The organism is Sphingomonas sp. Leaf34, from assembly GCF_001421805.1.
GTDB lineage: Bacteria > Pseudomonadota > Alphaproteobacteria > Sphingomonadales > Sphingomonadaceae > Sphingomonas.
Genome location: NZ_LMLC01000005.1, coordinates 450390 through 463043 on the forward strand (window position 1 = coordinate 450390; position 12654 = coordinate 463043).

Sequence of the window (12654 nt, forward strand, 5' to 3'; positions counted from 1 at the left end):
GCTCCCGGACCTTGCTCCCGGACCTTGCTCAGCGCGTGGCGGTGAGGTTGTCGAGCCAGATATTGGTATCTACCGCCGGGGCAGTCACGATCGTTACCCACTGCAGTGCGCAGTCGGTTGCGGGCACATCGAACGCAAACCGGAAGCTGCGCCCATTCGGTCCAGCGGACGGTAGCGAGAACCGCGACAGCGGCTTTCCCGTCTCGCAGGTGACGTTGATCGTCGGCCGTGCGGTCTGGTCGGTCGACACATCGCCGGCGCGACCCTGCATGATGTAACGGCCGGCGGCGAGACCGATCAGCTGCTGGGCCACCCCCCCGGACGCGCCCGAGCTCGTCTCGATCCGCAGGCCCATGCCGCCATCGGGAACCGTATCGCGAAATGCGCGGATGCTGTCCTCGTCGCGCATCCACCACGCAAACGGAACCAGGCCGTCCGCTGTTTCGAAATCACCCTCACGTATCGACCGGGTCGATCCGGGCACGCGTTCCAAACGGTTCGCGGCACGCAGCGCGCCGCGGCCGTCCTTGAGCGCCACCATTCTCCGAAGGATCGCCTGCGCGAGTCCCCGTTCATCGGGGTTGCGAATATCGGTGCGCGTCGCCGCGAGTGCGAGCGCCATCGCGGTCGGATCTGCCCCGCTCGTCCCAAGTTGCTGCAGATAGTCCTTCCACCACAGCGGGCGCTTTGCCAGCAACGGCAGAAGTTCCTTGCGAATGGCTGGATCGGACGATGCCTGGGCCAATACCGGGAGAAGCGTCGTCCGCGCTTCCGACGATACGAGCATAGCACGATTATAGTGCTTGATCGCTTCTGCGACATCGCCACGAGCAACGGCATCTTCGATCAGCCAAAACTGAGTGAGCACATTGCGGCGTGACACGGTTTCCGAAGCGCGAAAGAGCGCCCGCGCCCGGCGCGTATCATTCCGAAGTTCATCGAGCGCCGCCAGAGTGCCGAGTGCCTGCGTGTTCACGGGTTCGCGCAACGCTGCGTCGCGCAAACTCGCGCGAACAGGGTCGATGTCCGTTACAGGCTGCTGGGCGGCGGTCGTCAGCAGCTCACGGCCCCGGGTCACCTTGGCCGTGACGCCGACGGGCCACCACGACGCAGACGGCGCGGGTTGCAATCGCGCGATCGTCAGGTTGAGGGTAACGCCAATCGACACCCAGAGGGCGACCGCGCCGCCCACCAGGATGACGACGACCCGAAGAACACCAAGCCCTCTCGACACGACGAGCGCCCCCTCCTTACCGCTTCGCTTTCGTCGCGCTTTCGCCATAGCCATAGCCATAGCCATAATCGTAGCCGTAGCCGCTGAAGGCGCGCTTGGAATTGAACTTCGTCACGATCGCACCGAAGATCGTCGTGTCGGCGCTACGCAGACGCGAGATTGCCGTCCGTGCGCTCGACTTGTTCGTTCCATGGGCCTCGATGACAAAACAGACGCCTTCGACCTGGCTGGCGATCAGCGGTGAGTCGGCAAATCCCATGACGGGTGGCGCGTCGATCACGATATGATCGAATGTCTCGAGCAACGCTACGACCATATCCTTGAAACGTCCGCCCGACAGCAACTCGGCCGCGCTGGGCGGCGTAGGACCGGCGGCGATAACCGAAAGATTGGCGATACTGGTCTGCTGCACGGTATCCTGGATCGAAGCCGCGTTCGTCAGGAGACTGCTGAGGCCGGGTGTCGCTTCGAGATCCAACATATAATGGACGCTTGGCGAGCGCATGTCGGCATCGATCAGCAACACGCGACGGCCTTGCACCGCCAGCGTCTTCGCCAGGCCGAAGGATGTCAGCGACTTGCCCTCGTTGGGACGCGAACTGGTGATGACGAGCGAGCGCGGGAATCCGTTCATCGTTGCCAGTGCGAGCGAAGTCTGCACCGAGAAATACGCCTCGCTCAGTGGCGACTTCACATCCAGCAGCGCTGCCAGCGGTTCCTCGCTGACCTGCGGCACAACGCCGATCAGCGGGACGCGCAACAGTTCTGCCACTTCGGCCGGGTCGGAGAGCGAGTCCTCAAGCTGCTCGAGCGCAAAGGCCAGCGACGCACCGACGATCAACCCACCGATCAACGCGAATGCGAGGTTCAGCAACAATTTGGGGCTGGACGGCTTATCCGGCAGATCGCCCGCATCGACGACGGCAATATTGTTTGCGCCGACACCGCCTGCCACGCCGATTTCCTTATAACGCTGCAACAACGCGTCATACAGTTGGCGATTGGTATCAACGTCCCGCATCAGGATGTTATATTGCGTGCTGCGCCGACGGAGATCGAACAGGCTCGATTTCAGGCCGTCGACCTTGCTCGCAAGCGCCGTCTCGCGCTCCTGAGCTGCGTTATAGGTTTCCTGCAGCGTGGATCGGACACGACCTTCTTCACGCCCGATGGATTGATCGAGCGTCGTTATCTGCGCACGCAGCGCTTGCGCAGGTGGGTAAGCCGGATCGAACTTCTGGATCATTTCGGCATATTCCGATGACAAGTCCGCCCGCTTGGCGCGCATCTGCGAGATACCGCTGTTCGACAGCGCCTCCTGAACGTCACCGCCCTTGGCGCCTAGCCGGCTTTGCGCTTCGATCCGTTCGCCCGTGGCGGTTGCCAGTTCCTTGTTGAGCGCGACCAGATTCTCGGCGACCAGCGAGCGCTCGGGCGCCGCACCCGACCCCGGGGTCGAGGCGACTTCGCTTGGCAAGTTAACGATATCCTGGCGAGCCGCGTAATCAACCAGCTGCCGTTCGGCCTGATCGATACGAATGCGCAACTGGCTCAGCCGGTCTTCAAGAAACTTACGCGCATACGCAGTAGCGGCATATCGGCGGTCGAGCGTCGCCTGAACGAAATGTGCAGCCCACGAATCCACGATCTTTTTCGAAAAACCGACTTCCGGACTTGTGAAGCTGATCGTAGCAAGCCTGGACTGCCGCTGGATGAGTATCTTGATGTGGTCGAGCAAGATCTCGCTTGCCTCGCGAACCCGCTCATCGCGCGTGGACGCACGCGGAACGAGCTTCCCGTTGTCGAACCAGTTCTTCGCCTTGCTCGATTTGAACATCGTGAAAAATGCCGCGCTGTCTTGCAGGCGACTATCGGTCACTACACTTCCCGCAAGCGCGACGGACCGCAACAGCCCGGCCTGCGTCTCGTAAAATTCGGAATCGACGGCGGACGGTGAACGCGAATCCACCCCGTCTACATTGGTGAAATTCCGCGTTTCTCTCTGGATTTCAACAACGGAAACAGATGTATATTGCGGCGTCATCAATAGCGTTATGACGATACCAAGCAGTAGCGCGCCGACCACGGATCCGATGATCAGCCACTTCCGCTTCTTGAGGATCGCAAGAAGGTGACTGAGCGAGAAGTTCGACTTTCCGCCGCCTCCGACGTCAATCAGTGGCCCATCAAGGTCGCGCATCGCATCCGGGGTGCGTTCGTACTGCATAGCTTTTGTCTAACTCTGATACGATTTACTGAGTGACCAAATAGATCAACGGCGCGGAAAGCAGCGGCGCAGCAGCTATAACATCGCGGAATAGGCGTCGAGCCGGATCATCACCGACATAGATCACGTCGTTGGAGAAGATCTCGGGATCCTCATATATGCCCTGACGGATCGCGCGCAGATCGTACAGCGCAGCATATCGCTTGCTATTCACATTGCGGAATACGACCACATAGTTTTCACGCGCGAATTCCGAGGTGCCGGACGCACGCGCGATCGCGCGCATCAGCGACATCCGACCCAATAGCGGGTAGATTCCCGGCGTGGTAACGGACCCGTCGACGGTAATGACCTGGCTTGCAGCAGTGACGATGTTCACCGTTACCTGTGGCTTACGCACATAGGCCCGACGCAGACGCGATACCAAGTCAGCCGTGAGCTCGTCTGCCGTCATCCCAGACACCTTCAGCGAGCCTACAAGCGGCAGCGCAATCTGGCCCGTCAGGTCGACCGTTACGTTCTTGCTAAGTTCGTCGATGCCAAAAACGTCGATCGACAACTGATCTGATGGGCCAATGACGTAAGGCCGGGACGGGATCACCAGGTCCTGACGAACCGGCTCCGGAAGCGGCTTGTTGTCAAAGACGGTGAGATCCGGCCGACCTTCAAAACGAGGTGAGGCACAGGAGGAAGCTGTCAGCGCAACAATCAGCACGCCGAAGGAAAACACTCTACTATTCATTGAGACCTTGCCAGCTGCAGGCCCTGTTGGGCTCCGGGGGATTAGCTCCGCCGCACCCAAGTTGCAACCCTCGCCGGGCCGATCAGGCACAGGGCCGCACGTCCAAACCCGGCCGCTTTCGTCATTGCGCTCGAGCTCGGAGCACTCTGGTTTTGCTATCGCCTAAACCTGAACGGCGGAGTATGCAGAGTCGCAATTACGCGCTGGCTGCGCCGCTACATCAGATCGGCTTGATTTTTATTTTGCCGAGAGCGGCCAGCGTACCATGAAACAATTTGTATGCGTGAGCCACATGCCGAGCAGCCAGCCCCCCCGAACCTCATTCGATTCTCCACCGCCAACCTACGAGAAGCAGCGCTTTCAGTCCGGAGCGACAAAGCATGGCATCCGAGTGAGACTGCTCACCTTTCTCGCGTTGCTCGACCTGCTTATGATCAGTGCCGGACCAATAGCCATTGCGTGGCTGTATCTGGGCAGCATCGATCACGAACGCTTGCTGAGATTTCTTCCGCTGCTTATCCCGATCTATTATCTCAGCGCGATCAGGCAGCGGGCGTATCGTCTGGCGGTCGTGATCAGCGCATCGCGCAGTACGCGACGCGCGGGCCTATCCCTGCTCACCGCCGTCCTGATCGTGATAAGCGTTACGTTCATCATCAAGTCCTCCGATGCGCTATCCCGGGCGATCGCGATCGGCGGCACGCTGACAAGCTGTGCGCTTCTTATTGTCGGACGCACCGCGTTTGCAAAATACGCCTTCGCGGCGCTCGATGGCAGCCCTGAAAGCGAAATCGTCCTGATCGATGACTTCGCTCCGTTGGAAGGATGCACAGCCTTTAAGATCGACGTCAACGCGATCAATATCCGCCCCGATATCAACAATCCTGCCATGCTCGATCATCTCGGCCGGATCATTCACGAGACGGACCGCGTCATCGTCGCCTGCCAACCGGACCGGCGCGCCGCATGGTCGCTTGCCCTGAAGGGCGCAGGCGTCAATGTAGAGGTTCTGACGCCTGAACTCGATGCGATTGGTGCGATCAGCACGACACGCTACTATGGCGTCGCAACCACCCTCATCGCGACAGGACAACTCAACGCCGTAGATCGTGCGACCAAGCGGTTGTTTGATCTGGCGATTGCAGTACCAGCCCTTATCGTTTTGGCGCCCCTACTCTGCGTTATTGCGATCCTGATCAAACTCGACTCTCCCGGCTCGGCGCTTTTCGTTCAGCCGCGTATCGGGAAAGGCAACAGGCTGTTTCGCATGTTCAAGTTTCGTAGCATGCGGACCGATCGACTTGATCACAGCGCCAGCAAGCTCACGACGCGCAACGACGCTCGCGTAACGCGCATTGGGCGGTTTATCCGTAAAACGAGCCTGGATGAACTCCCGCAACTTTTTAATGTGGTGCGCGGCGATATGAGCATCGTAGGGCCACGGCCGCACGCCACGGGCGCTTTGGCTGGCAAGGCCTTGTACTGGGAAGTCGCATCCGAGTATTGGAGCCGGCATGCCGTGAAACCAGGACTTACCGGCCTTGCGCAGGTTCGTGGGTTTCGCGGCAACACTGAAACCGGCGATGACCTGATCAACCGCCTTCAGGCAGACTTGGCCTACTTAGAAGCCTGGTCTATCTGGCGCGATTTTATGCTGGTCATCCAAACGTTTGGCGTTTTGACTCATCGCAACGCGTTTTGAATATCGTTGGCGAATACACTTTGGGTGCCTAAGGAGCCCGGAGTTCCGCCACGCTGCGAATGCATTACCGCTTTTACACATCGAAGAGACGGGATCGACACGTGCCTCCAAGTCATGCTCGCTCGCACAGACGGCATCGCACCGGGTTTAACCTCGGCGCGTTGGGCCGCCCCTCCGTAGCGGTCGTGGCGTTTGCCGTCTTGGCCGTCGTGGTGGCATTTCTCGGCGGGTCTTCGCGCCCCGACATCAACTCGCTGCTCATTTTGCGGCCAGTATGTGTGTTGTGCATCGTCGCCATGCTGCTGAAGAGCCGGGTCGAATGGAATAGCGTCAAACCGCTCCCTCTCCTGCTGGCGCTGTTTGCCGCAACGATAGCCCTCCAGCTCATCCCGCTACCGCCATCGCTCTGGTATGGCCTGCGAGGTCGCGAAAGCTATGATACCGTGGCTAAGTTGCTGGGCGGAACCGACCTTTGGCACCCCCTTGCCCTATCGCCCGACCGTGCGTGGAATAGTTTGGTGTCGCTCCTTGTCCCGCTCGGTGTCATGATCGGTTTCGGCACGCTCACCGACCGTCAACGCCGCCTTTTGCTTTTGCCGGTATTGGGCATCGTCGCCGTCAGCATGGTGCTAGGCGTGATGCAGGTTGCTGGCGGCGAGACGTCGCCGCTCTACTGGTACAGGGTGAGCGGTCGGGGACAATTGATCGGCCTGCTTGCCAATCGCAATCATCAAGGCGCGTTGATGGCCATTGCGCTACCGCTGCTGCGTGCATGGACGCTATCTCCCACGTCGCGCAAGCAGACGGCACGAGCGCGAAACATCATCGGCTTGGCGGTGGCGGCCGTCATTATCCTATTCGTTCTCGTCCTTGGGTCGCGCGCCGGTCTGGTCCTCGTGTTGCTAGGCCTGATCACGGCATTCCTTGTCGAGCCATCGACGGGCGCAAGCCGATTGTCCGCCCGGCAACGCTGGTTGATGGCCGGGGGGCTGGTCATCGGCGTTTCCGTCTTGTTGGCAGTGGCACTAACGGCCGACCGCGCCGTTGCGATCGGTCGCTTCGTCGACAATGACTTGGGGACGGAAGGCCGCCTGGCCGCTCTGCCAACACTTCTTCACATTATCGCGCAGACGCTACCCTTTGGTACCGGCTTCGGGTCGTTTGTTGCGGTCTACGCCAGCTACGAACCGGATGCCCTGCTCAAGACGAGCTATTTCAACAACGCACATAACGATCTGATCGAACTGGCCATTACCGGCGGCGTACCTGCTTTGCTGGTTCTTGCCGGGTTCGTCGTCTGGTGGATCCGGGCTAGTTGGCAGAGCATCGTCATGCCTCCTGCTAGCCCGTGGCGCGCCTTGCAGCGTGCTTCAGCATTCGCCATACTGATCCTGCTGCTTGCGAGCCTGACGGATTATCCGCTGCGAACGCCTTTGCTTGGAGCCGTTTTCACGATCCTGTGCTGCTGGCTCGCCCATATCCCCACTACCGGAACGCACCACGAAAATGACTGAAGCTCTTTCCCCCGTACAACTCATCCGCCCCAAGCGCTTCGGCGATGCCCGTGGATGGTTTACCGAAGTGTATTCGATACCGGCATTCGAAAAGCTCGGCATCACTTGCGCCTTTGTGCAAGATAACCATTCCTTGTCAGTGCCCGCGTTCACGCTGCGCGGCCTGCATTTCCAAACACCCGCTCGCGGTCAAGACAAGCTGGTGCGCTGCGTCCGCGGGCGTATCTTCGACGTGGCCGTCGATGTTCGCAAGGATTCGCCGACCTATGGCCAGTGGGTCGGCGCAGAACTGTCCGCCGACAACGGACACCAGCTGTTCATTCCGATTGGCTTCGCGCACGGCTTCGTCACGCTGGAGGAAAACTGTGAGGTGACGTACAAATGCTCGGATACCTATGCTCCTGACCACGATGGGGGTATACGCTGGGACAGCGCGGGAATTGATTGGCCAATCCCTATCGATATCAAACCTGAGCTGAGCGCGAAGGATGCAGTGCAGCCAGCCCTTGCCGACTTCGACAGCCCCTTTCCCTATGACGGCCGCCCGCTGGCGCCGCTCGCCTGAAGGACAGACCTATGCGTATCTTCGTCACCGGCGGGGCCGGCTTTATCGGCTCGGCTCTCGTCCGTCACCTGATCGAGAACACCGACCATGAGGTCCTCAACTTCGACAAGCTGACCTATGCCGGCACGCTGTCGACGGTCGAGCGCGTCGCGAGTTCGAACCGCTATCGCTTCGTCCAGGGCGACATCTGCGACGCCGACGCCGTCAAGGCCGCGATCGCCGAGTTCAAGCCCGAAATCGTCACGCATCTCGCAGCCGAAAGCCATGTCGACCGCTCGATCGACGGTCCGGGCGCGTTCGTCCAGACCAACGTCGTCGGCACCTTTACGATGCTGAGCGAAGCGCGCGCCTATTGGCTCGGCCTTGACGACGAGGCCAAGGCTGCGTTTCGCTTCCACCATATCTCGACCGACGAGGTCTATGGCTCGCTCGGCGATACCGGGCTGTTCACCGAGGAAACGCCATACGACCCGCGCTCGCCCTATTCGGCGTCGAAGGCGGGTTCGGATCATCTCGTCAGCGCCTGGGGCCACACCTATGGCCTGCCGGTGCTGATCACCAACTGCTCGAACAATTACGGGCCGTACCACTTCCCCGAAAAGCTGATCCCGCTGATGATCGTCAAGGCGCTCGCCGGTGCCGATCTGCCGGTCTACGGCAAGGGCGACCAGGTCCGCGACTGGCTGTTCGTCGAGGATCATGTCCGCGCACTGCACGCGGTGTTTGAGAAGGGCGAGCCCGGTCGGACCTACAATGTCGGCGGGAACAACGAGAAGCAGAATCTCGAGGTCGTGAACACCGTCTGCGCGATACTCGACCGCTTGCGGCCGCGCGCCGATGGCCAATCCTATGCGACGCAGATTACCTATGTCGCCGACCGACCTGGTCACGATAAGCGCTACGCGATCGATGCAAGCCGCATCAAGGACGAGCTCGGTTGGGAGCCCGCTGAAACCTTCGAGACCGGCATCGAGAAGACGGTCGCCTGGTATCTCGACAACCAGGGATGGTGGGAAGCGATTGTCGCCGAACACAAGGCCGATCAGCGCCGCGGGCTTTCGGTATGAGCGACGTGAAACGGATCCTCGTTACCGGCGGTAACGGCCAGCTTGGAACCGAACTCAAGCGCTACGCATGGCCTGATGGCTGGGCGGTCACCGCGATCGATATCGACGAGCTCGACCTGCGCGATACCGCGGCGATCGGCGCGATGGTCGCATCTGAGCCCTGGGCGGCCGTTATTTCGGCTGGCGCCTACACGGCCGTCGACAAGGCCGAGAGCGACATCGTCACCGCCTGGGCCGTCAATGCGATGGCGCCCGCCGCGTTTGCGGAGGCCTGCGCCAAGGCCGGTATCCCGATCGTCCAGGTTTCGACCGACTATGTCTTTGACGGCGCGCGCGACGGCGCGTGGGAGGTGACCGATCCGGTTGCCCCGCTCGGTGTCTACGGCGCGTCGAAGCTCGGCGGTGAACTCGCCGTGCAGACCTCGGGTGCGCGCCACGCGATCGTCCGCACCGCCTGGGTGGTCAGCGCGCACGGCAACAATTTCATAAAGACGATGCTACGCGTCGGCGCGACCAACCCGCGCTTGCGTGTCGTCGACGACCAGCACGGCAGTCCGACGTCGGCGACCGATCTCGCGGCGGCACTCGCGACGATCACGATGCGCCTCGTCGACGATCCTGCGGCCCCCACCGGCACCTATCATTTCAGCAACGCCGGCGCGGTGACCTGGGCCGGCTTTGCGCGTGAGATTTTTGCGCAAAGCGCGGCACGCGGCGGCGTCAATGCCGAGGTGGAGGGTATTACCACCGCCGAATATCCGACCCCGGCGACGCGGCCCGCCAACTCGTTGCTCAGCCATGATGCGATCACCCGCGACTACGGCATCCATCCGCCCGCATGGCAGACCGCCCTCGGCAATATCCTCGACGACCTGCTCGGGGCACCCAACAAGGAGACACGCGCGTGAAGGGCATCATTCTGGCAGGCGGTTCGGGCACGCGCCTCCATCCGGCCACGCTGGCGGTCAACAAGCAGCTGTTGCCGGTCTACGACAAACCGATGATCTATTACCCGCTCTCGGTGCTGATGCTCGCCGGCATACGCGACATCCTGATTATCTCGAGCCCCGAATATATCGGCAATTACAAGAGCCTGTTCGGTGACGGTTCGGCGCTCGGTCTCACCATCGGCTATGCCGAGCAGCCCAAGCCAGAGGGTCTCGCCCAGGCCTTTACGATCGGCGCGGATTTCATCGGCGACGACAATGTCGCGCTGGTGCTCGGCGACAATATCTTCTTCGGCGCCCACCTGACCGATCTGCTGGCGAGCGCGGTCGAGCGCAAAAGCGGCGCGACCGTGTTCTCCTACCGCGTCGAGGATCCCGAGCGCTACGGCGTGGTCGAGTTCGGCGAAGGCGGTAAGGCGATCAGCCTCGAAGAAAAGCCCGCACGTCCCAAGTCGAACCACGCGGTCACGGGCCTGTATTTCTACGACAACCGCGTTGTCCAGCTCGCGCGCGACCTGAAGCCGTCACCACGCGGCGAACTCGAAATCACCGATCTCAATCGGCTCTACATGGACGCCGGCGACCTGTTCGTCGAACAGATGGGCCGTGGCTACGCCTGGCTCGATACCGGCACGCATGATAGTCTGCTTGAAGCCGGCGAATTTGTGCGGACGATCCAGCACCGGCAAGGCATCCAGGTCGCATGCCTAGAAGAGATCGCGTTTCACCAGGGCTTTATCAACGCCGACCAGGCAAGCCAGGCCGGTGAGCGGTTCAAGAAGACCGCGTATGGTCGTGCAATCCTCAACGCCGTCGCCGGGGAATAACCCGGCGACTACCCAATCTCAAACGTTACATTATACACCGTTTGCGTAGGCTGGGGCGTGCGCGAGATGTCCAGGCCACGTTGCACTTCGGCCTTACGTCGGTCGGTGAAGCTTAGGCACGTCGGTCCTAATTCGGGAAATATCCACCCATTGCCGTACGGCGCATAGGATGTCCGAAGATAGTTCACGAACGCGGTTTTGACGAAGGCCATATCCGACCGAGAGCGAAAGATCGCCGATATGATCAGCCCCGAGCCGCGCGGGCTCGTACTGGGGGATTTGCAGTACACGAATGCTGGCGGCGCCGGCGCCGCAGCAGCGGTGGCGCCCGTCCCTAGCATCAGAAGGGCGATTGCTCCCCGTATCCTCAACGGGGATTAGCCTGCGCTACGACACAACCATTAACGCTCTTGGACTCGTCCATGTCGCCCTCAGTCCCCATGACTGCGACTTGAGTTGGATACACATCGTCACGACTATTCGGTCCAACGCTGTAGCTCAGACCGGGATTGCGTACGGATGCGATCACAAACCGTCCGTCGACGGATTGCGCGGTGCTACCGATGGCCGTGGCAATACACGCTGCGACCGTTTGCTGGTCCGCCGTGGTATAGACGCCACTTGTTGCGCCTTGCGGCAACGTTCCAGGAGAGACCGAACCTTCGGCGCATCCTGCGACGCCGAGAGCCATTATCGAGAGGCAAATTGGACGAAACATTGCATTCTCCTTGCCGATCATACGGCGTGGGTCAATTGCCGATATAGCCGCTCGCTATACCAATGTGTGAACCCCACCTATCGCATTATGCGCCGGGACCGCTGTTTGATCCTGCGGTTTGATAGCGTGATCCCAACGTCAGGATGAAGGGATCCGTATGGATCGCTATGACATGGGAGCGGCACGACCACGCCTCTGATCCGCGAGGGCAATACATGGAGCATCGGCGTTTCGACCCGAACCACCCGTGAACCATCGGTGGGGTCGAGCGGATGAACCGCACGACGAACCAGGCCACCGTCATGCGCCTTCAGGACTGCACCAATGCAGTCGACACCTGTAAGTTAACCACGTCTTAGGCTCGCATACGCCATGGCATTTTGCAGCTTATGGAGAATGCGATGATCTCAGATCCGAGCGTGGACGTCGCGATCATCGGAGCCGGTCCTGCCGGTCTCACCGCCGCCTATCTGCTCGGCAAGGCGGGCTATTCGGTCACCGTGATCGAAAAGGACCCCGTCTATGTCGGCGGGATCAGCCGGACCGTCGAGCATGAGGGCTTCCGATTCGACATCGGCGGGCACCGGTTCTTCTCGAAGTCGCAGCCGGTGGTCGATCTCTGGAACGAGATCCTGCCGGACGATTTCATCGAGCGCCCGCGGATGAGCCGGATCTATTACGAGGGCAAGTTCTACAGCTATCCGCTGCGCGCGTTCGAGGCGCTCGGCAATCTGGGCATCTGGCGCTCGACNGGCGTCGGTCGTGAACGTGCGGTGCCGGACGATTTCATCGAGCGCCCGCGGATGAGCCGGATCTATTACGAGGGCAAGTTCTACAGCTATCCGCTGCGCGCGTTCGAGGCGCTCGGCAATCTGGGCATCTGGCGCTCGACTTKGTGCATGGCGAGCTATGCCAAGGCYAAGCTGCGCCCCAATCCCACCGTCCGCAGCTTCGAGGACTGGGTGGTCAACCAGTTCGGCCACAAGCTGTATTCGATCTTCTTCAAGACCTATACCGAGAAGGTCTGGGGCATGCCGTGCGACACGATGTCGGCGGACTGGGCTGCGCAGCGGATCAAGGGGGACAGCCCCTTTCCCTATGACGGCCGCCC

10 protein-coding genes and 1 pseudogene are annotated in these 12654 nt (G+C 60.8%); 8 read left to right on the top strand and 3 right to left on the bottom strand.

Translation table 11 applies throughout. The features are described 5' to 3' along the window. Positions 1–28: 28 nt before the first annotated feature. From ASF00_RS16430 to ASF00_RS16440, 3 genes are read right to left on the bottom strand one after another with little or no spacing between them, the layout of a single operon-like run. Positions 29–1192 (bottom strand): hypothetical protein, encoded by a 1164-nt coding sequence (locus ASF00_RS16430; RefSeq protein WP_235525916.1) that lies wholly within the window; start codon positions 1190–1192, stop codon positions 29–31. 58 nt (positions 1193–1250) lie between these two features. Beyond that, positions 1251–3461 (bottom strand): GumC family protein, encoded by a 2211-nt coding sequence (locus ASF00_RS16435; RefSeq protein ID WP_055881809.1) that lies wholly within the window; start codon positions 3459–3461, stop codon positions 1251–1253. A 25-nt stretch (positions 3462–3486) separates the two neighbouring features. Further along, positions 3487–4191 (bottom strand): polysaccharide biosynthesis/export family protein, encoded by a 705-nt coding sequence (locus tag ASF00_RS16440; protein WP_235525918.1) that lies wholly within the window; start codon positions 4189–4191, stop codon positions 3487–3489. 277 nt (positions 4192–4468) lie between these two features. Here ASF00_RS16440 and ASF00_RS19105 point away from each other — a divergent pair, with 277 nt between their 5' ends. The 8 genes and pseudogenes from ASF00_RS19105 to ASF00_RS18640 form a co-directional block, all read left to right on the top strand. Then, complete coding sequence (locus ASF00_RS19105) at positions 4469–5905, top strand: exopolysaccharide biosynthesis polyprenyl glycosylphosphotransferase (protein WP_082463505.1); 1437 nt, start codon at positions 4469–4471, stop codon at positions 5903–5905. Between the two features lie 185 nt (positions 5906–6090). Next, positions 6091–7419, top strand: coding sequence for an O-antigen ligase family protein (locus tag ASF00_RS16450; protein ID WP_162233602.1), 1329 nt, complete (start codon positions 6091–6093; stop codon positions 7417–7419). Beyond that, entirely contained in the window at positions 7412–7984 is a 573-nt protein-coding gene (rfbC, locus tag ASF00_RS16455; RefSeq protein WP_055881821.1) for a dTDP-4-dehydrorhamnose 3,5-epimerase, read from the top strand. Before ASF00_RS16450 ends, rfbC begins: the two co-directional genes overlap by 8 nt. A gap of 11 nt (positions 7985–7995) precedes the next feature. Next, positions 7996–9051, top strand: a complete 1056-nt coding sequence (gene rfbB, locus ASF00_RS16460) for a dTDP-glucose 4,6-dehydratase (protein WP_055881824.1) — start codon at positions 7996–7998, stop codon at positions 9049–9051. After that, positions 9048–9959, top strand: a complete 912-nt coding sequence (gene rfbD / locus ASF00_RS16465) for a dTDP-4-dehydrorhamnose reductase (protein WP_235525921.1) — start codon at positions 9048–9050, stop codon at positions 9957–9959. The genes rfbB and rfbD overlap by 4 nt, the downstream gene beginning before the upstream one ends. Then, positions 9956–10825, top strand: coding sequence for a glucose-1-phosphate thymidylyltransferase RfbA (rfbA, locus tag ASF00_RS16470; RefSeq protein WP_055881831.1), 870 nt, complete (start codon positions 9956–9958; stop codon positions 10823–10825). The genes rfbD and rfbA overlap by 4 nt, the downstream gene beginning before the upstream one ends. A 1119-nt stretch (positions 10826–11944) precedes the next feature. Next, on the top strand, positions 11945–12294 hold a 350-nt coding region (locus ASF00_RS18635), incomplete at its 3' end, for an FAD-dependent oxidoreductase (protein WP_156348425.1). Between the two features lies 1 nt (position 12295). Beyond that, a pseudogene (locus ASF00_RS18640) lies at positions 12296–12625 on the top strand (FAD-dependent oxidoreductase); the annotation flags it as partial. Positions 12626–12654: the final 29 nt, after the last annotated feature.